Below are 19,215 nucleotides of genomic sequence, written 5' to 3'. Positions count from 1 at the left end.
CCCGGCGCGCACGGCGGCAGCCTGCGCGGCGATCTCTCGGGCGGCGGCCGCACGGTTCGCGGCGGCCAGGGCCGCGGCGGAGCGCCGGGCGGACGCCGCGGCATCCGTCACGGCCTTCGCCTCGGCCCGAGCATCGTCCTCGGCCTGGGCCAGCAGTTTGCGTTGGGTCACGACGGTTCGCGCGTTCGCTTCGAGCCGCACCTGCTGGGGCACCTCGGACGTCTCGGCCAGGATGCGCATGGTCTGCTGGAGCCGGACGGCGTTGCGCTCGGTGGTGAGGTATTGGCGTCGACGCGCCCAAGTCGGCATGAGGTACGTCACCCAGAGGGCAGCCGCGACCGCAATCATCACTCCCCCGCCCAGGACCTCGCTACTCATAGTTTCTAAGGTAGGAGGGCCGCGGCCTTGTGGGGATGATTATCGAGGGTGTGTCACGGGCAATTGCCACACTCATCGGTCGCTCACCGGCAACGGATGCGCGGCCGCGGCACGATCGACGTCCGTCACCCGGGCGGCGTCGGCCGACACCTGGCCGGACTGCCAACGGCGCAGCACACCCTGACGCACTTCCTCGGCCACCAGACCGAAGCAGAAATGGTCCCGCCAGTCGCCGTTGATGTGGATATACCGGCGGCGCAGCCCCTCGTAGCGGAAGCCGAGTTTCTCCACGACCCGCAGCGAGGGCACGTTCTCGGGCCGGATGCAGATCTCCATGCGGTGCAGCCCGAGCTGGCCGAAACAGTAGTCGGTGGCCAGAGCCACGGCGGTGGGCGTGATCGCCTTGCCCGCGAATTCCTCGCTGACCCAGTAGCCGATGGTGGCCGACGACAGGGACCCCCAGGTGATCGACGACACGTTGAGCTGGCCGGCCAGCTCACCCTGGTATTCGACCACGAACGGCAGCCCGCTGCCTGCCCGCGCGTGTGCGAGCAGGCTGCGGATGCTGGAGCGGGTGTCGAAGGACATCGGCGCGTAGGGGCTGGTGGCCTCCCAGGTGCGCAGCCAGCCCCGGTTCTCCATCAGGGACCGGTCGAGGATGCGGTCGTCGCGCAATCGGATCGGCCGCAGTGTGACGGGGCCGTCATGAAGCGTCGGTATCGCGATCGCCACAGTGTGCCCGTCTACTCAATGCCGAAATTGTGTTCCCCAATGTACTGCTCGCGTCCTAGTCGAGCGTGGCGACGAACTGGTGCAGCCAGGGCCGCAGGTCCGGGCCGAGGTCCTCGCGGTCGACGGCGAGCTGCACGATGGCCTTGATGTAGTCGAGGCGATCCCCCGTGTCGTAGCGGCGGCCGCGGAAGATGACCCCGTACACACCGCCGGTCTCCTCCGGGTTCAACGCCATTTCCTGCAGCGCATCGGTGAGCTGGATCTCGTTGCCCTTGCCGGGCTGAGTGTGCTCGAGCACCCCGAAGACCTCGGGGCGCAGCACGTAGCGGCCGATGATGGCCAGGTTCGACGGCGCATCCTCGGTGCTCGGCTTCTCGACCAGCCCGGTCACCCGCACGACGTCAGGGTCGTCGGTGGCCTCGACGGCGGCGGCACCGTAGAGGTGGATCTGCGAGGGCTCCACCTCCATCAGGGCGATGATGCTGGTGTGGCGCTTGCCCTGTTCCGCCAGCATCTTCGCTAGCAGCGGGTCGCGCTCGTCGATGATGTCGTCACCGAGCAGCACCGCGAACGGTTCGTTGCCCACATGCATCCTGGCCCGCAGCACCGCGTGGCCGAGGCCGAGAGGGTCACCCTGGCGCACGTAGTGGATGTCGGCTAAGTCTGTGGCGTGGTTGACCTTCTCCAGTCGGCCGTGGTCACCCTTCTTCTTCAGGATGGCCTCAAGCTCGGTCATGCGGTCGAAATGGTTTTCCAGCGCGTTCTTGTTGCGCCCGGTGACCATCAGCACGTCGGTCAGGCCGGCGGCTACGGCCTCCTCGACCACGTACTGGATGGCCGGCTTGTCGACGACCGGCAGCATCTCCTTCGGCATGGCCTTGGTGGCCGGAAGGAAGCGAGTACCCAGTCCTGCAGCAGGAATGACGGCTTTCGTAATTGTTGTCCCCATGGTCCCTACGTTATCGGCATCTAGGATGAGATATATGGACTCCGACATCGGTCACCGAAAGCGCGCGCTTCGCGCCGAGCTGCGGGAGCGTCGGCAGAACCTGACTTCGGTGGAGCGGGAGGCCGCGACGGCCGGCTTCACCCAGAATCTGCAGAGCATCACCCTGGACCTGTCGGCCCGGTCCATCTCCTGCTATCTGTCCTCCCGCAACGAGCCGGACACTCGGTCGTTCGTGAACTGGGCCGAGGCCCAGGGCATCCGTGTGCTGTTCCCGGTGTCCCGCGACGACGGACTCCTGGACTGGACCGTCGGGGAGGACCAGACCGAATTTGAGGGACTCTCGGGTGCCCCCGAGGCGGGCGGCAGCTTGCTGGGCCCGATCGCGATCAATGACGTCGACCTGATCGTCGTACCGGCCGCCGCCGTCGACGCGTCGGGCCTGCGGATGGGCTGGGGTCGCGGCTACTACGACAAGACGCTCGGTTCGATGGAGAAGTGCCCGCCGGTGTATGCCGTCATCTTCGACAATGAGTTCGTCGATGAGGTGCCCCGCGAGGTGCACGACCAGCCGGTCGACGGCCTGGTCACCCCCACACGCATCATCGCGTTCTGACCCCTTCCTTCGTTCCCGTTCAACGAAAGCCATTTCACAATCGGAGATTCCGGCCCGCGGGCCGGTCCCCCATCGGAGTTCCAGTGCCTACCTATTCCTACCGTTGCACCGAGTGCGACACCGCGTTCGACATCCAGCAAGCATTCACCGACAACTCGCTCACCAAGTGCCCGACCTGCGACGGCAGACTGCGCAAGGTCTTCTCCTCGATCGGCGTGACCTTCAGCGGGTCCGGTTTCTACAGCAACGACGCCCGGTCGGATGCGAAGCGCTCGCTCGAGCGCTCGTCGAAGTCCTCAGACAAGAAGTCGGAGACGAAGTCCGACTCGAGCTCCTCCAGCTCCTCCAGCTCCTCCAGCTCCTCCAGCTCCTCCAGCTCCTCCAGCTCCTCCAGCGAGAAGTCTGCGGCCCCAGCGAAGGACAGCTCCGCCCCCGCGAAAGCGGCGAGCAACAGCGGCAACGGCAGCAACAGCTCGTCCGCGCCCGCCACGAAGTCTGCCTGACCTCCTCCACCACCTCACCATCCGCCTTCCACGGCGCCGGAACCTTTGCGGAGTATCACCATGATTCAGGGCTTCAAAGAATTCATCATGCGCGGCAACGTCATCGAGCTCGCCGTCGCCGTCGTCATCGGCGCCGCGTTCACCGCGGTGGTCAACGCGATCGTTACGGGCATCTTCAACCCCCTGATCGCCGCCATCTTCAACTCGGAGAGCCTCGGAAAGGCAATGATCGTCAACCTCCCCGGCGGGGGGGCACTGTCGTTCGGGCTCGTACTCGCGGCGGCCATCCAATTCCTGCTGGTCGCGGCCGTCGTCTACTTCGTCTTCGTGATGCCGCTCAACCATGTCAAGCACGCACAGGAGCGCCGCCGTGTCGCCGGGATCCCCACGGCCACCGAGGCCGCCGCTCCGGCGACGGAACTCGACCTGCTCACCGAGATCCGCGACCTGCTGGCCACCGGCTCAACGCTCGAGCAGGGTCCGAAGCACACGCTCTAGCAGTCCGCGTCCTCCCCACCCGAGGCACCGCACCACCGCCCATTCCGCTTCCGAGGCTTGACACAGCTCAGTCTCGAACGAATTCGACGGAGATTCTGCCCAAAACGGCCCTAAATCAGGCCGAAACCCGGTTCGAAACGAGAATCTCCGTCGAATTCGTTCGGCCCGCGGGCGAAACGCACGGTGGAGCGCAGGGTGGAGCGCACGGTGGATGCTGGAACCGGGCGAGCGCTGCAGCACAGCCGCCGAGCCCTGAGGCCAACTCAGGACAGTGGCCAACTCAGGACAGTGGCCAACTCAGGAGATCCGTCCGGGCCGGCCCGGACATCCGCACCGGTACCGCACTGATCCGCGGCGGCCGGGCATACCGGGCGACGGATGTCCTGAGTTGGCCACACGCGCGCGCTCGGCCGGGCCCAGATGGCGGCAAGCTGCCGCTACCAGTGCGGCGGGCGGTCCTGACGGAGCCGATCGTCGTTGACGCCGCGGGTGCCCGGTCCGGACGGATCGGCGGGCACGACGCCGCCGTCCTCACGCAGGACCGGCGGGTGCGGATCAGGGTCGGTGCCGGGTGCCGGGGTCAGCCGGGCTCGCCGGGACGCGCCGGCCGATTTGACGACCGTCTGCCGGGGCACGCCGCGCTCAGGCACCAGGGCGGCGCACCGGGCCAGACGAACCCGGGCCAGACGAACCCGGCCCGGACGAACCCGGGCCGGACGAACCCGGCGCCGGGGAACCGGGCGCCGGGGAACCGGGCGCCGGGGAACCGGGCGCCGGGGAACCGGGCGCCGGGGAACCGTGCGCGGCAGAACCGTGCCCGGCGGCTCCGGCAGCCGGTGCCGAAACGGTCACGCCGACGAGAGCGGCCGCGCGGGCGGCCACCGCGTCCGGGTTGCTGAAGAGTTCGAAGCTGTGCACCCGCAGATAGTGCCAGCCGAGGCGGCGCAATACCTCGGGGCGGAGCCTCAGGGACTCGCGCAGGCTCGACCGGCCGACAACGGCATCCGTTTCGACGACGACGGCACGGCCCGCGTGCGAGCCGGCGAGGGCCAGCTTGCCGCGGTGGCCGAGCGACACGGTGAGGCCGAGCCGTTCCAAACGCCGGGCCAGGTCGACCAGCATGGCCTCGCTCGCGTCGGGAACCTGCGGCTCGTTGCGGCGCGCCTCTGTCTCGCTGAGCACCTGGGAGAGCGCGAGGATGCCGTGACGCTGGCGGTCCTCGTCGATGTCGGAGGGGCGGAAGCAGGAGACGATGTCCATGGCACGGCGGGCGCGGGTCATGCCGATGGCCAGCAGCCGTTCGCCGCCCGGCTCGCCCAGCGAACCGAAGTTCGTCAGGAGGCGGCCGTGCGGAGTGCGGCCGTAGCCGATAGAGAAGATCACGCGGTCGCGGCTCTGCGCCACGGCCTGCTCGAGGGTGAGCACCGTGAACGGCTCGGCCCGGTCTTTCAGGATGAAGTCGGAGAGGTCGGTGCGCTTGGAGAACGCGGACAGCACGGCCTGATGCACGCGCACGGAGTGGCGCGCACTGGCCGTGATGACCATGAGCGACTCCTTCGGGCGCTTCACGGCGTGGTCCATGACGAGTTCGACGACCTTGGCGACCTCGGCGTCGACGCTCTCCACGGCCCCGGAGTCGGCGTCGGGCATGCCGTGCCCGCCGGCGACGTAGTTGATGGTGAGGCTGCCGTGCCCGAGGTAGCTGCCGGCCCACGGCAGGGAATCGATGCGCCCGCCGTAGAAGCGGTGGTTGACCAGTTCCGCCAGGTCCTCGCCGCCGGCACGGTAGCTGCGGGTCAAGGTGAGGGTCGGCAGCAGCTCGCCGAGACGCGCGAGGGCCGAGTCGGCGTGCAGGGCGTCGACGTTCGTCTCCTGAACAATCCGGTCGTCGGCGGCGGCCGTGATACCGGTTTCGAACGATGACGGCGTCTGGGTGACCGGGTCGCCGAACGCGACGATCTGCCGGCCGCGACGGATGGCGCCGACGTTCTCGGCCAGCGTGGTGGCACCGGCGTCGACGAGCAGCACGGTGTCGAAGCTCATCAGGTCGTCGAGGGCCGCCACCTCGTAGGGCGAGGCCAGCCAGACCGGGGCGAGAACGCGGCCCAGGTGCGGGGCGGCCTTGTGCAGCCGGGTGGGGGTGGCCCGGTCGGCGCGCAGCAGGCGCCTCAGGTTGTCGGCTTCCTCGGGCCAGTCGACGACGCCGATCTTCCAGGTCTCGGCAAGCAGCCAGGCCAGGAGCTGCCCGGTGGTTGAGGCGTGGGCCTCGTCGACCAAGCGGAAGTCTGCCTCCAGCCGGTCGAGCACCTGCGTGTTGGCGTTCAGCAGGGCCTTGTCGCCGCTGAGCATGGTCTCGAGCACGGACTGCCACCAGGCGAGCTCGAGCTCGTCGGCGACATCCTTCTCGGACACGTGGCGCTGGGACAGGTCGGTCATCAGCGGGTCGAGATTGTGTTCGCGCAGGGTGGCGAGCAGCGCGGTGCGCTCGTGTAAGTTCGCCAGCACCTCGCTCTCGGCGGCCAGGCCGGAGATCACGTACACGAGCTCCTTCACCGGCCGGTTCGACAGCTGCCGGGTGGTCCCGGCCGCACCGAGGGGGATGTCGAGGCTCGCCAGGTCTTCCGCGACGCGCTGGTAGGCCACGTGCACGTCCGAGATGCCCACGGGCACCTCGGGGGTGACGCCGGCGACCACGAAGCGCTGCCACAGGGTGCGCTGCTGCTGGATGCGGCGCAGGCTCTCGTTCATGTCGCTCACGTGCACACCGGGGCGCAGGTATTCCACCGCGAGCTTGCGCAGGCGGCGGCGGTTGGCGCCCGTCATCTCGGGTGACTCCCGTCGGGACGCGGTCGCAGAGATCAGTTCGGTCAGGGACCGGTCGAAAACGGCCGGTTGGAACTTGTCGAGGGTCTCCCGGATGTCCAGCAGCAGCCGCAGGTAGACCCCGAGCTCGGCGATGGTCTCGAACGGGCGCAGTCGGGTCTGACCGACGAGTCCGGCGGCGCGCTCGAGCAGGCGAGGGAGTTCGACCTGGTTGACCCGTTTGGCCAGCTGGTGCGCCGCCGAGGCGTCGGCGGGGGAAGTGAAGGAGGCTCCGTACCAGGGTGAGTCGCCCGGGCCGTAACGGAATTCTCCGAGCGCAGCCGCCTTGATCAGGGTGGCGGCGGCGGCCGGCCGTCCCTGCGCGAGGCGTTCGAGCGCGCGCCGGTCGAGCCTGGCTGTGGTCGAGGGCGGGGCCGGAAGCTGCGCCAGGCGGGCCAGCTCGCCGAGGGCGTCGAGCACGGACACCCCGAGCGCCGGGTCGCGGCGGGTGAGCGCCGACCGGTAGTCCAGCAGCACCTTACGCAGGCGCACGAGAGCGTCGTCGACGTCGCCGACCATCGGCTGGGTGGCCTTCTCGTTGCGCGTGATCGACTGGATCAGGTCCCGGCGCAGGGTGCGCGGGGTCACGGCCACCCCGGGCAGCCCGACCTGAACCAGGCGGTGCGCGATGCCGTCGAGGCTGGACCGGCGGGCGCTGACCACGAGCACGCGCTTGTGCTGCGCGGTGAGCGAACCGATCGCGTTCACGATGGTCTGCGTGCCGCCGGTGCCGGGAAGGGTCTTCACGACAAGCGAGTTGCCGGCCGCGATCTGCGCCACGACGTTCTCCTGCTCGGAGTCGGCGTCGAGCAGGAGGGTGTCGGTGGCCGGCGGCCGGGAGTCCTGGCCGATCGGGACGACCGGGTTGTACGCGGTCTCGATGGCGCGACGGGCGTTGTTGTTGCCGCCGATCGCGTCGAGTAGCGGATGGTCCAGGTCGGCCGCATCGGCGGCGAGCGCCCGGCCCACGTCGGCGAAGGCGGAGGCCACGAGACGCGGCACCACGTTGAACCAGGGCAGGTGCGAGGTGAGGCCGCGCAACCGGTCGATCACGGGCTGCGGTTTGAAGGCACCGTTGGTGACGGCCAGAGCCACGAAGGCGTCGGCATCCAGAACGATCTCGAACTGGTCCTTCAGCGCGCGCGCCAGTTCCGGGTTCAGGAACGGCTGGCCCTTGAGCTTGAGTTCGAAGTCGCGCCCGTAGCGGCGGATGGCGAGCGGGCGCAGCAGCACCGGGGCACTGTAGTCCACGTCGTTGTGCCGCCATTCGGCGAGGCCGATGGCGAGGTGAACAGACTCGATTCCACGCATGGAGCGCAGTTCGATGCCCTTCTGGGTGATCTCACCGGCGGCCAGCCTGGCGTTGCGCAGGGCCAGCTCGTCGCGGATCAGGTTGGAGAGCAGAGTGGTCTTGCCGGTGATGAACTGGGGCAGACCGCCCGGGTGGGTGGCGCTGAGTTCGATCCGCGTGCGGGGGCCGTCACTGAAGTGCAGCAACGGGGAACGGCCGCCCACCTCGGCGAGTTCGTCGCGCCAGCGCTGCCAGACCGGGTCGGCCACATTGCCCACGGCGAGGGACGGATCGCCCAGGCTGACCGCGTGCGGAGCCGCGGAATCGTGTGGGTCGGCGGGCGGAGCCTCCTGAAATTCAGTCAGGATGCCGTCGTCATCTAGTTTCTTATCGAGGCGCCACACACTCGACACCATAAGCCAAACACCTCCGATTCCCCGGCAGGCGGCCCGGAATTGCGCGGATTCGGGCGTGAACTGGCCCAAATCGGGGGTTCCGGATGCCTGTGCGGCCGTCACCGATTCGGGTTGCCTCGGCGAGAATGGTGCAATGAAACTCCCCCTCGTCGAACTCCATCTGCACATCGAGGGAACCCTCGAACCCGAACTGCTCTTCGAGCTGGCCGCGCGCAATGCGGTGACCCTGCCCTGGGCTTCGCTGGCGGAACTGCGCGCCCAGTACGACTTCACCGACCTGCAGTCGTTCCTGAACCTCTACTACCGTGCCCTGGACGTGCTGCGCGAACGGGTCGACTTCACCGACCTGACCCGCGCCTACCTGGCCCGCGCCCGCGCCGCCGGGGTGCGGCACGCCGAGATCTTCTTCGACCCGCAGGCGCACACGAGTCGGGGCGTCCCGCTGAAGACCGCCCTGGCGGGGGTACGCGACGCCCTGGACACCTCGGTCGAGCACTGGGGCATCAGCACGAAGCTGATCGTGACGTTCCTCCGCGACCGTCCGGCCACCGAGGCCCTGCACATACTGCGGGAGATCCTCGCCGACGGAGTGCCGATCGACGGCATCGGGCTGGACTCGGCCGAGGTCGGCTATCCCCCGGAACTCTTCACCGAGGTCTTCGCCCTGGCCCGCGCACACGGTCTACGCCTGGTGGCGCACGCGGGCGAGGAGGGGCCGCCGGACTACGTCTGGCAGGCCCTCGACCTGCTCGGGGTGGAGCGCATCGACCACGGCATCCGCAGCTTGGAAGACGAGGTGCTGCTCGACCGGCTCGTGCGGGATCGCATCCCGCTCACGGTCTGCCCGTTCTCGAATGTGCGGCTGCGCGTGATCGACACCCTCGCCGACCACCCGATCGTGCGGATGCTCGACCGCGGGCTGCTCGCCTGCGTCAACTCCGACGACCCGGCATACTTCGGCGGCTACATCGACGACAATCTGGCCGCGCTCGATGCCGAGTTCAGCCTGGGGCCGGACCGGCTGGCCCTGCTCGCCCGGAACGGGATCGAGGCGTCGTTCCTGACCGACGCGGAGAAGGCTTCTCTCGCTGCCGAGGTCGATGCCTGGCTGTCCGCCCAGCCGGCGGCGGCGGGACCGGCTACACCACCGGCTACAGCCATCCGTTCTTCCTGAAGACGCCGTAAAGGCCGACGCCCATCACCAGCATCAGGCTGAGGGCGAACGGGTAGCCGAACACCCAGGTCAGCTCCGGCATGTGGGTGAAGTTCATGCCGTAGATGGTGCCCACGAGGGTGGGCGCGAAGAGGATCGCCGCCCAGCTGGAAATCTTCTTGACCTCTTCGCTCTGGGCGAGGCTGGTCTCGGTCAGCCGCCGCGTCTCCTCGTTCTGGCGCTGGGTCACGAGGGTGCTGTGCACGGTGAGGGCGTTCTCGAGGAGCTGACGGAACGCGTCGCCGCGCTCGACGACGCGCAGGGTGTGGTCGAGCACGTCTCGCAAGTGGTGGCTGAGTTCCGCGGGCACGTTGTAGGTGGCGGAGCCCTTCTGCAGCGACTCCAGCATGCCCACCAGCGGCTGCGTCGCGCGCTGGAACTCGATCACCTCCCGGGAGAGGGCGTAGATGCGCCGGGCGACGGCCTGATCGCCGTCGAAGAGCTGGTCCTCGATCTCGTCGATGTCGTTCTCCAGACCGGCGACGACCGGCCCGTACTCGTCGACGATCTGGTCGAGGATGGCGTAGAGCACGGCCTCCGGCCCGAGGGCGAGCAGCTCAGGTGTCTTCTCCATGCGCTCGCGCACCCGCGCGAGGTCGGGTGACTCGGCGTGGCGGATGGTGGCCACGAAGTCCGGGCCCACGAAGACGTGCAGCTCGCCGAACTCGACGCGTTCCTCCTGGTCGAGGTAACGGGCCGGGCGCAACACCACGAAGAGGATGTCGTCGAAGCGCTCCAGCTTCGCCCGCTGGTGGCCCTTCAGCGCGTCCTCGACCGAGAGGTGGTGCAGGCTGAATTCGGCCGCGACCGAGCGCACCTCGTCGGGTGAGGGCCGGTACATCCCGATCCAGGCGAAGCCGTGGTGGGCCTTCATCACCTCGTAGGTCTCGTCGAGTGTCTTCGGGTTCGCGGCCCGGCGGCCGCCCACATATACAGCGTTGTCGATCAGTGCCACGCGCGCTCTCCTTAATCAGCAGCTACCAGTGTCGCACCGGGCGCGCCGCACGCTGACCGTGGCCGGGGCCGTGGCCGGCGCCGGCGCCGGCGCCGGCGACTGACCGTACCCGGCGGTGGGCGATAGGTTGGGGGCGTGAATCCTGAGCGAGCCGGCGACGTCTTCGTCGTCGTCGCTCCCCGCGGGGCCACGGATGCCGCCGACCGCCTTTTCCTGGCCATTGCAGCTTCCTGGGTGCTCGGCCTGGATCCACGCTCGGTGCGCATCGCGCGGTTCTGCCCGCACTGCGGCGGCCAGGACCACGGCCGCCCGCTCGTGGCGGTGTCACCCGGCGGGCGGTCCGGCTCATCCACTGCCCGCTTGGCCGCTGCCGGTTCTCCCCCTGCCTGCGGGCCGCTGCACGTCAGTCTCAGCCGCGCCGGCGGGTCGGTCGCGTTGGCCCTGACGTTGATCGGCCCGGTCGGGGTCGACATCGAGAGCGTCGATGCCACCTCCCGGGGCGGATTCGACGAGGTCGCGTTCGGGCCGGCCGAGCACGCCGCGCTGGCCGAGACGGCGTCGGAGGACGCCGCCGGGGTGCGGGCCCGGTTGTGGACCGCGAAAGAGGCGGCGCTGAAGTGCACGGGAGACGGTCTCCGGGTGGACCCGCGCGACCTCACCGTCTCGCTGCCGGGCGGGGGCTGCGGAGGCTCGCCGCGCCTCCACGCCTGGCGGGGGGCACGCGTCCCGGTCGATGCGATCCGGCTCCACGGGTTCGCCCCGGGCCCGGGGCTCGTCGGCACGGTGGCCGTGCTCGCCGAGGGCACGCCCGCAGCGGGCACGCTCTCCGCCGACGGGCCGACCGTGCGCGTGGTGCCGGCTGCGGACATCCGTCGGCAACCGTCCAGGCGCGCCTAGCGGCGTCAGTCCCGTCCTGACGTGACTCCCGCCTGAACGAACCCGGCTAGAGCTTGGGCAGGGCGCTCCGGTAGATCCAACGGTCGATGATCCGACGGACTTCACCGCTGCCGGTGTGCACGGAGAAGAACTCGACGAGGTCCCCTGGGGTGATGGAACCGTGTAATCGGGCATGCGTGTAGGCACGCACCGCGCCGAAGAAGGCCTCGTCGCCGAGCGACCGCCGCACCGCATGCAGGGCCAGGGCGCCGCGCTTGTAGACCCGGTCGTCGAACATGTCCCGCGGCCCGGGTTCGCCGACGACGATGTCGCGCGGCAGGGCCTCGATCTCCGCCCGGTGCACGGCGGCGCTCGTATCGGCGGACGGTCCCCCGCCGGCCTCCGCCCACAGCCACTCGGCGTAGCAGGCGAACCCCTCGTGCAGCCAGATGTCCTGCCACCGCACCACGGTCAGGCTGTTGCCGAACCACTGATGGGCGAGTTCGTGGGCGATCAGCCGGTCGCTGCCGTGCGCACCGTCGACGTGGTTGCGGCCGAAGATGGCCAGGCCGTGGGCCTCGAGCGGGATCTCCAGCTCGTCGTCGGTGACCACGACCGCGTAGGAGCCGAGCGGATAGGGCCCGAAGAGGTCGGCGAAGAGGGAGATCATCTCCGGGAGGCGGGCGAAGTCCACCGCCACCTCGCGGGCGAGGTTCGCCGGATAGAAGATGCGCTGAGCCACCGGGGCGGCGGCGGCGTCGGTGCGCCGGTACCGGCCGATCAGCACCGTGGCGAGGTAGGTGGCCATCGGCTCCCTCACCTCGTAGGTCCAGCTCGTGAGGCCCGACCGGGTCGTGCGGGCGATCAGCGCGCCGTTCGACACGACCGTGTAGGGGTCCTCGCAGCTGATCCGGATACGGAACGAGGCCTTGTTGCTCGGGTGGTCGTTGCACGGGAACCACGACCCTGCCCCGGTGGGCTGGCCGGCCACGAGCACGCCGTCGTCGAGCTCCTCCCAGCCGACCTCACCCCAGACGCTCTTCAACGGATGCGGCGCGCCGCGATACCGCACGGTCACCTCGAACGGCGCCCCGGCCTCGATCGTCGCCGCCACCGTGATGGTGAGCTTGCGCGCACTCTGGGTGACCTTCAGCGCCCGTACCCCGTCGACGGTGACCCGGTCCACGGTGAGGCCGTCGAAATCGAGGCTGAACCGGTCCAGCCTCATCGACGCCCGGGCCTGCACGGTCGCCGTCGCCCGCAGTTGGTTGGTCGAGACCCGGTAGTCGAGGTCGAGGTCGTAGTGCAGGGCGAGGTAGCCGCCGTTACCGTTGCCCGGCAGGTAGGGGTCACCCGCGGTGGCGGAGCCGTGGGTGGCGGCCGCGCCGCGGGTGCCGGCCGGGCCGAGCGCGGGTTTGGGCGGCAGCGGGGTGAGGCTCTTGGCCGGGCGCGCGGCGGGGCCTGAGGATGGTGGTGTGCGAGACATAGTGGGCTTCAAGTCTGCCATGGCGGGCTGCGCCACGGCGCTATCGGGTTGCCGGACCACACCGATCCGGCCGGCACCCGCTCCCCGCGCATCACCAGCGAGGCAGGCCCAACGGTGGCGCCCTCCTCGATGTCGGCGGCCGGCAGGATCACACTGTGCGGGCCGAGCGTGGCCCCCGACGCCAGAGTGACCCGATCGAGCTGCATGATGCGGTCGTGGAACAGGTGCGTCTGCACGACGCAGCCCCGGTTCACGGTCGCACCGTCCTGGATGGTCACCAGGTCCGCCTCCGGCAGCCAGTAGGACTCGCACCACACGCCGCGCCCGACATGCGCGCCGAGGGTGCGCAACCACACGGCGAGCGCCGGTGTGCCGGCCGCCTTCGCCGCGAACCAGGGCCGGGCGACCATCTCGACGAAGCTGTCCGACACCTCGTTGCGCCAGATGAACGACGACCAGAGCGGATGCTCGGTGGCGTCGATCCGGCCCACCAGTATCCATTTCGCGGCCGTGGTCACCAGGGCGGCGACGGCCCCGGCTGCCAGCAGCACCAGACCCGAGAGAGCGATCGTCCACCCCAGGCCGACCGTGAGCCAGAGCGCATCGAGCACACCGAGCACACCGAGCGCGATCAGGGCCGTGACGATGACCGGCACGATCCGGAGCAGCTCCCACAGCGCCCGCCAGGTGACGAGCCGGGCCGGCGGGTGGAAGGTGCGGGCTTCGTCGACATCCGTCACGGTGCGGCGGAGGCGTTCGGGCGGGTTCCCGAGCCAGGATGACCCGCGTTTCGCCTTGCGCGGCGTGGAGGAGAGCACCGCGACGAGACCGTTGCGAGGCACCGTGCGGCCGGCGCCCGCGATGCCGCTGTTGCCGAGGAACGCCCGGCGACCGATCTTGGCCGGCCCGATGTGCAGCCAGCCGCCGCCGAGTTCGTAGCACGCGACCATGGTGTCGTCGGCGAGGAATGCGGCCGGGGCGATGGTCGTCAGGGCGGGGATGAGCAGCACGGTGGATGCTTCCACGCCGGCGCCCACCTTCGCACCGAGCAGGCGCAGCCAGATCGGGGTGAGCAGGCTCGCGTAGATCGGGAATAGCAGTGTGCGGGCGCCGTCGAGGATGCGCTCCGTCATCCAGACCTGCCAGCCGATCCGGCTGCGAACGGGGTAGTACCCCTCCCGCAGGCCCACGCCGAGCAGCCGCACGGAACCCAGCACCAGTAGCGCGTAGACCAGGCCGGCCGCGATGACCGCGAGCGGGGTGGCCGGGGCGGCGCGCCACAGCGCGTCGCCCAGCGTGGCGGCGTCGCCGATGGACGCCCCGACGATGAGCGCGCCGACGAGCGCCGCGATCGCGGGCAGGGAGGTCATGGCGATGGCCCCGGTCGCGAAGGCGGCCAGCCAACGGGTCCCGCGCGGCGGGCGCTCGGCCGGCCAGGAGCCTCGGGCTGCGCCCACTCGGGCAGCCGGGGAACCGGCCCAGCGCTCGCCCGGCGGCACCGGCCCGGAGACGGCCGAGCCGGGCTCGATCACGGCGTCACGCCCGATGTCGGCGCCGCCGAGCAGGGCGCTGCGGGAGCCGACCGTGGCGCCCGTGCCGATCCGAACCGGCCCGATCCGCAGCACGTCGCCGTCGATCCAGTAGCCGGACAGGTCGGTCTCGGGTTCGATGGCCGCGCCCGCGCCGATGTCCAGCATCCCGGTGACCGGCGGCAGGGAGTGCAGGTCGACGTCGGTGCCGATGCGGGCGCCGAGGGCCCTGGCGTAATAGCTGATCCACGGAGCGCCGGCCAGGCTCACGGCATCCGAGAGAAGTGCGACCTGCTCGGCGAGCCAGAGCCGCAGGTGCACCGACCCCCCGCGCGGATAATCGCCCGGTTCCACTCCGCGAAGCAGCAGCCGGGCGGCGACGACGGAGATGGCCATCTTGCCGGGCGGGGTGACGAAGAGCACGAACCCGAGCGCCACCCACCACCAGGAGATCGTGGGGGCGAAGGAGGCACCGGCCCAGCCGGCGAGCAGATTGTTCGCCGCCGAGAGGTAGACCAGCCAGCGTGCGCCGACCAGCACGTGCAGCGGCACGCCCAACAGGGTGAGGGCCAGGCGGCTGCGCCGGGGCACCGGCAGAACCTCCCGCACGATGCTCGGCGCCGCGGGCGCGCGGCCGTCGAGCTCGTCGGCGAGGGAACCGATCCGGGGGTAGTCGTAGATGTCGGAGACGCGGGTGTCGGGGAACCGCTCGCGGACGGTGGACACGAACTGGGCCGCGGAGAGCGACCCGCCGCCGTGGGCGAAGAAGTCGGCGTCGGGGCCGCCGGCGGGCACCCCGAGGATGGCGGCCCAGCCGGAGGCGAGCCACGCCGCCGTCGGCGTGAAGGCCTCGGCCTGCTCACCGCCCGTGGCCGGAAGCGGCCAGGGTAGGGCGCCGCGGTCCACCTTGCCGGAAGTACGCGTGGGCAGCTCGTCGACGACGTGCAGCAGAGGCACGAGCGCGGCCGGCAGCTCTTCCCGCAGACGGATGTTGGCAGCCGTCCGATCGAAGACGGTCCCCTCGCCCTGGGAGAGGTAGCCGACCAGGATCTGGTTGCCGGCCGGGGTTCTCTGCACGACCGCGGCCGCTCCGGCCACCCCCGGGAGCGCGCGCAGGGCAGCCTCGACCTCGCCGAGTTCGATGCGGCGACCGCCGAGCTTGACCTGGTCGTCGGCCCGGCCGACGAACACGAGACCCTCCGGTTCGAAGCGCACCAGGTCGCCGCTGCGGTAGGCGCGATGCCAGCCGAGCTTGGTGTGGGGGGCGTACTTCTCGTCGTCCTTGCCGGCGTCGAGGTAGCGGGCCAGTCCGACCCCGCCGATGATCAGTTCCCCGGTCTCGCCGGGGGCCACCCGGACGCCGTCGGCATCCACCACGGCGAGGTTCCAGCCGGCGAGGGGAAGCCCGATCCGCACCGGCCCCCGGCCGTCGAGCAGGGCGGCGCAGGCGACGACGGTGGCCTCGGTCGGGCCGTACGTGTTCCAGACCTCCCGGCCGCGCACGGTGAGGCGGGCGGCGAGCTCGGGCGGGCAGGCCTCGCCGCCGAAGATCAGCAACCGCACCTGCTCCAGCGATTCCTCCGGCCACAGGGCCGCGAGGGTCGGCACGGTCGACACCACGGTCACGCCGTGCTGGATCAGCCACGGGCCGAGGTCGACGCCCGAACGCACCAGTGAGCGCGGCGCCGAGACGAGGCAGGCGCCGTTCCGCCAGGCCAGCCACATCTCCTCGCAGGAGGCGTCGAAGGCCACGGACAGGCCGGCCAGCACCCGGTCCGCGGGCCCGATCGGGTCGGCCCGGAGGAACAGGTCGGCCTCCGCGTCGACGAACGCGGCGGCGGAGCGGTGGGTTACCGCCACACCCTTGGGCACCCCGGTGGACCCGGACGTGAAGATCACCCAGGCATCGTCGTCGGGAGCAGGCATGGCCCCGACCGTGCCGGCGAGGGCCAGGTCGTCGCCGGGCGCCAGCATCCGCTCGGCGAACATCTCGGCGTCGATGCCGCTGCGCACCTCGAACACTCCCTGCGGCCCGATCACACCCACGACACGGGCCTCGCCGAAGACGAGCCGGGCGCGTTCCTCGGGGTCGTCCGCGTCGACCGGCACGTAGGAGGCGCCGACCAGGAGGGTCGCCAGGATGGACAGGTACAGCTCCCGGGTTCCCGACGGGATCCGAATGCCGACGGTGTCGCCGCGGCGCACCCCGCGGTGACTGAGCTGTTCCGCCTGCTCGGTGACCAGGCGCACCAGATCCCGGTAGTTGATCGCCCCGTCGACGTCTTCGAGGGCGAGCGCGCCCGGATGCCGGTCGGCCGTCTCGAGCAGGATGTCGACAAGGGTGCGGGCCGGCGCCGCGCGGTGTCCGGCCTCGAGCACGGCCTGGCCGGGCTGAATCGGGGTCAGGGTCACGGAGGCTCCTCGTCCGGGTCGCGGTGCCAGCCACCGCGCCACCAGTTTAGAACCCGAAGGTAACGGAGAGGTGTCCGGTTATGGGAACCCCGATGCCGCCGCCCCCCGGGGATGCCGTCGGTCAGATCAACCCGTGCCGGCGGAAGGCGTGCCAGACGCCGTCGGCCTGTACCGAGGTGGTGACCTCGTCGGCGTGGGCCTTGACGGCATCCGTGGCGTTGCCCATGGCGATGCCGACCCCGCAGACCTGCAGCATCTCGATGTCGTTGCTGCTGTCCCCGATACCGAGGGCGGATGCCGCGTCGAGGCCGAGCCGGTCAAGCAGCCGCAAGATCGTGGAGCCCTTGTTCACGCCGCTCAGCGTCACCTCGCCGCTGCCGTGACCCATGTGCGGGATGGTGCCGGTGATGACATGGAATTCGCCGCTGAGCGCGTCCGACACCCGATCGTACGCCCGGAGGTCGCCGGCGAGGAACACCGACTTCGCGATTCCCGCGAGACTGTACGGGCGCACATCGGCGAAGGCCTTCAGTGCCGGGTGTGCGACGGCGCCGGTGACGGATGCCCCCTCAGACCCGGCTCCCACCTTCCGTTTCTCGTCGGAGGCGTAGTACTCCGCGAAGCGGTCATGCACGCCCGGGCTCGGGTACAGCTCGTCGAAGGACTGCAGGTAGAAGTCGTACCCGGACTCCTCGTAGAAGCCGATCATCCGGGCCACGGCCGCTTCGGGCATGGTGCGTTCGATCACAAGCTCATCGCCGATCTCGGCGAATCCGCCGCCGGAGCTGATGACACCGTCGAATCCGATGTCGCGGATCGCCGGGTAGATCTCCACCGACGCCCGCCCGGTGCTGAGGTACACCAGGTGCCGGTTGCGCCGTGCGGCGCGCACCGCGTCGATCGCCGACTCCGCGATCGCCGAGCCGGTCTCCATCAGGGTTCCGTCGACGTCGACGAACGCGATGCGGGGGGAAATCATGAGGCACTCCAGTCGAGGTGGTCTCCGGGACGTGTGCATCATCGGAGACGACCGGAGCGATGTGATCGTATACATCGACGCTAGCCGCTGAGGCGTGCACCGCGTGACCGGAAGGCCTCGGCGAACCGGCCGACCGATCCGTCGCCGAGCCTGAAAGGGCCCGGATGATCGTCTGATTGACACCGTCCGAGCCACGGGTCAACAGTGCCGGCCTATTTTCTCTTCGACTTGCTGTCGTCACGCGTTCGTCTGCTCAGCCGCAAACGTCGGCCGAGCGTGACGTCCTCACGGTCCTTAACGGCGGCCTTGTCGCTCTTGCGGGTGTCCCGCGGCGGCAGCTGAAGCTCCTCTTCGGCGACGATGCCCGCCTGCAGCTGACGGCCCCGTTCCAGCTCGGCATCGAATTCGGCGCCGAGAAGCAGGGCGAGGTTGGCTATCCACAGCCACAGCAGGAACACCACGATGCCGGCCAAGGAACCATACGTGCGGTCGTAGCTGGAGAAATTGGTGACGTAGAGGCCGAACAGGACCGAGGAGATCACCAGGGCGAGAAGCGCGAGTAGGGCGCCCAGGCTGACCCAGCGGAACTTGGGCTGCTGAGCGTTGGGGGTCGCGTAATACAGGATGGCGATGATCAGTACGGCGGCTACCGCCAGGATGGGCCACTTGATGACGGACCAGACGAGCTGCACCACCGGCCCCAACCCGAGTGCGCTGCCGAGCGCGTCGGTGACCGGACCCGACACGATCAGAACGACGAGCGCCACCAGGATGAGCAGAATGCACACCACGGTCACGCCTAGCTGCATCGGGCGCAGCTTCCAGAACGGCCGGCCCTCGTCAATCTCGTAAATGCGGTTCATGGCCCGGCTGAACGCGCCCACATACCCGGATGCCGACCACAGTGCCAGCAGGATGCCCGCTACGAGGGCGACGCCCGCGGCCTCCGACGAGCTGAACTGCTCGATCGGGCCGCGCAGGGTGTCGACCGTGCCGCCCGGAGCTATCTCGTCGACGAGTGAGAGGATCGCATTCGTCGAGTTCTCCCCCTGACCGAACACTCCCAGGAGCGAGACGAGGGCGATCAGTGCGGGGAAGATCGACAGCACGGCGTAGTAGGTGAGGGCAGCAGCGAGGTCGGGGCACTGATCGGCCGTGAACTCCCGCAGGGTCTTGCGCAGCACATACTTCCAGGACGGCTTGGCGATCTCGCCCAGCGAATCGGGTTTGCGGGCGTCGTCGGGCGCCGGTGCCCGCTCGCTCTTTTCGCGCGTGCGGTTTGTGAACATGGGTGCTCTCCTCGGCTTCGCCAGCGGTCAATTCGCGCGCGCAGCTATTGCGGCGCCGCTGAGTGAATCCGATCAGTTTCATTCACTCCGGAACGGAATTCAAGCCGACCGAGCAGATCACGCCAGTCCCACGGATTCCGTGACGAAAAGCGAAATTTCCCGTCTTAAAGTAGGTACGCCGGTCGCCCCGGGAGAACACGTCGAACAACATGTCGACGATAGGGCGAGGCGGTG

The 19,215-nt window shown here is 69.7% G+C and carries 14 protein-coding genes and 2 pseudogenes; 5 read left to right on the top strand and 11 right to left on the bottom strand.

The window, feature by feature from the left end; genetic code table 11:
- The 3 genes and pseudogenes from E3T28_RS04585 to galU form a co-directional block, all read right to left on the bottom strand.
- Positions 1 to 378: pseudogene (locus tag E3T28_RS04585) on the bottom strand (hypothetical protein); the annotation flags it as partial.
- Positions 379 to 450: 72 nt separating this feature from the next.
- Positions 451 to 1,110: a GNAT family N-acetyltransferase gene (locus tag E3T28_RS04580; protein ID WP_134428368.1), complete on the bottom strand. Its 660-nt coding sequence runs from the start codon at positions 1,108 to 1,110 to the stop codon at positions 451 to 453.
- A 55-nt stretch (positions 1,111 to 1,165) separates the two neighbouring features.
- Positions 1,166 to 2,059: a UTP--glucose-1-phosphate uridylyltransferase GalU gene (gene galU, locus E3T28_RS04575; RefSeq protein ID WP_134428366.1), complete on the bottom strand. Its 894-nt coding sequence runs from the start codon at positions 2,057 to 2,059 to the stop codon at positions 1,166 to 1,168.
- A 34-nt stretch (positions 2,060 to 2,093) separates the two neighbouring features.
- On the opposite strand from galU, the gene E3T28_RS04570 reads away from it, so the two are divergent.
- Both E3T28_RS04570 and E3T28_RS17635 read left to right on the top strand, forming a co-directional pair.
- The gene (locus tag E3T28_RS04570) at positions 2,094 to 2,672 is read left to right on the top strand and encodes a 5-formyltetrahydrofolate cyclo-ligase (RefSeq protein ID WP_134428364.1); all 579 of its coding nucleotides are present in this window, start codon (positions 2,094 to 2,096) and stop codon (positions 2,670 to 2,672) included.
- 83 nt (positions 2,673 to 2,755) lie between these two features.
- Positions 2,756 to 2,896, top strand: a pseudogene (locus tag E3T28_RS17635) (FmdB family zinc ribbon protein); the annotation flags it as partial.
- A 14-nt stretch (positions 2,897 to 2,910) separates the two neighbouring features.
- Here the strand turns inward: E3T28_RS17635 and E3T28_RS17630 are convergent.
- Entirely contained in the window at positions 2,911 to 3,162 is a 252-nt protein-coding gene (locus E3T28_RS17630; RefSeq protein WP_338145382.1) for a hypothetical protein, read from the bottom strand.
- A gap of 73 nt (positions 3,163 to 3,235) precedes the next feature.
- Between E3T28_RS17630 and mscL the strand changes: the two genes are divergently transcribed.
- A complete protein-coding gene (mscL, locus tag E3T28_RS04560; protein WP_134428360.1) occupies positions 3,236 to 3,673 on the top strand; it encodes a large conductance mechanosensitive channel protein MscL in 438 nt (145 codons plus the stop codon).
- A 437-nt stretch (positions 3,674 to 4,110) separates the two neighbouring features.
- Here mscL and E3T28_RS04555 read toward each other — a convergent pair whose 3' ends face one another.
- Both E3T28_RS04555 and E3T28_RS04550 read right to left on the bottom strand, forming a co-directional pair.
- Entirely contained in the window at positions 4,111 to 4,323 is a 213-nt protein-coding gene (locus tag E3T28_RS04555) for a hypothetical protein (RefSeq protein WP_241979160.1), read from the bottom strand.
- Positions 4,316 to 8,230, bottom strand: coding sequence for an AAA family ATPase (locus E3T28_RS04550; RefSeq protein ID WP_241979159.1), 3,915 nt, complete (start codon positions 8,228 to 8,230; stop codon positions 4,316 to 4,318). Before E3T28_RS04550 ends, E3T28_RS04555 begins: the two co-directional genes overlap by 8 nt.
- 145 nt (positions 8,231 to 8,375) lie before the next feature.
- On the opposite strand from E3T28_RS04550, the gene E3T28_RS04545 reads away from it, so the two are divergent.
- On the top strand, positions 8,376 to 9,416 hold the full coding sequence (locus tag E3T28_RS04545; protein ID WP_134428356.1) for an adenosine deaminase: 1,041 nt from the start codon (positions 8,376 to 8,378) through the stop codon (positions 9,414 to 9,416).
- Here the strand turns inward: E3T28_RS04545 and E3T28_RS04540 are convergent.
- Complete coding sequence (locus E3T28_RS04540) at positions 9,394 to 10,410, bottom strand: magnesium and cobalt transport protein CorA (protein WP_134428354.1); 1,017 nt, start codon at positions 10,408 to 10,410, stop codon at positions 9,394 to 9,396. The genes E3T28_RS04545 and E3T28_RS04540 overlap by 23 nt on opposite strands.
- Positions 10,411 to 10,545: 135 nt before the next feature.
- Between E3T28_RS04540 and E3T28_RS04535 the strand changes: the two genes are divergently transcribed.
- The gene (locus E3T28_RS04535) at positions 10,546 to 11,307 is read left to right on the top strand and encodes a 4'-phosphopantetheinyl transferase family protein (RefSeq protein ID WP_134428352.1); all 762 of its coding nucleotides are present in this window, start codon (positions 10,546 to 10,548) and stop codon (positions 11,305 to 11,307) included.
- Between the two features lie 46 nt (positions 11,308 to 11,353).
- On the opposite strand, the gene E3T28_RS04530 is transcribed toward E3T28_RS04535, so the two are convergent.
- From E3T28_RS04530 to E3T28_RS04515, 4 genes are all read right to left on the bottom strand, one after another.
- Positions 11,354 to 12,772, bottom strand: a complete 1,419-nt coding sequence (locus E3T28_RS04530; protein ID WP_134428351.1) for a M1 family metallopeptidase — start codon at positions 12,770 to 12,772, stop codon at positions 11,354 to 11,356.
- Between the two features lie 8 nt (positions 12,773 to 12,780).
- Positions 12,781 to 16,713: a Pls/PosA family non-ribosomal peptide synthetase gene (locus E3T28_RS04525; RefSeq protein WP_420898259.1), complete on the bottom strand. Its 3,933-nt coding sequence runs from the start codon at positions 16,711 to 16,713 to the stop codon at positions 12,781 to 12,783.
- A gap of 121 nt (positions 16,714 to 16,834) precedes the next feature.
- Positions 16,835 to 17,692 (bottom strand): Cof-type HAD-IIB family hydrolase, encoded by an 858-nt coding sequence (locus E3T28_RS04520; RefSeq protein ID WP_166786918.1) that lies wholly within the window; start codon positions 17,690 to 17,692, stop codon positions 16,835 to 16,837.
- Between the two features lie 212 nt (positions 17,693 to 17,904).
- Positions 17,905 to 18,981 carry a YihY/virulence factor BrkB family protein gene (locus E3T28_RS04515; RefSeq protein ID WP_134428347.1) on the bottom strand — a complete coding sequence of 359 codons (1,077 nt, stop codon included), beginning with the start codon at positions 18,979 to 18,981 and terminating at the stop codon, positions 17,905 to 17,907.
- Positions 18,982 to 19,215 lie beyond the last annotated feature (234 nt).

The organism is Cryobacterium sinapicolor, assembly GCF_004403465.1.
GTDB classification, from domain to species: Bacteria; Actinomycetota; Actinomycetes; order Actinomycetales; family Microbacteriaceae; genus Cryobacterium; species Cryobacterium sinapicolor.
Note: the sequence above shows the minus strand (reverse complement) of the source record. Positions and strands in the feature narration are given on the sequence as shown.

Bases quoted from the DNA above. Each gene is read 5' to 3' on its own strand.
- galU (WP_134428366.1), bottom strand. From the start codon at position 2,059: ATGGGGACAACAATTACGAAAGCCGTCATTCCTGCTGCAGGACTGGGT.
- E3T28_RS04570 (WP_134428364.1), top strand. From the start codon at position 2,094: ATGGACTCCGACATCGGTCACCGAAAGCGCGCGCTTCGCGCCGAGCTG.
- mscL (WP_134428360.1), top strand. From the start codon at position 3,236: ATGATTCAGGGCTTCAAAGAATTCATCATGCGCGGCAACGTCATCGAG.
- E3T28_RS04545 (WP_134428356.1), top strand. From the start codon at position 8,376: ATGAAACTCCCCCTCGTCGAACTCCATCTGCACATCGAGGGAACCCTC.
- E3T28_RS04530 (WP_134428351.1), bottom strand. From the start codon at position 12,772: ATGTCTCGCACACCACCATCCTCAGGCCCCGCCGCGCGCCCGGCCAAG.
- E3T28_RS04520 (WP_166786918.1), bottom strand. From the start codon at position 17,692: ATGATTTCCCCCCGCATCGCGTTCGTCGACGTCGACGGAACCCTGATG.
- E3T28_RS04515 (WP_134428347.1), bottom strand. From the start codon at position 18,981: ATGTTCACAAACCGCACGCGCGAAAAGAGCGAGCGGGCACCGGCGCCC.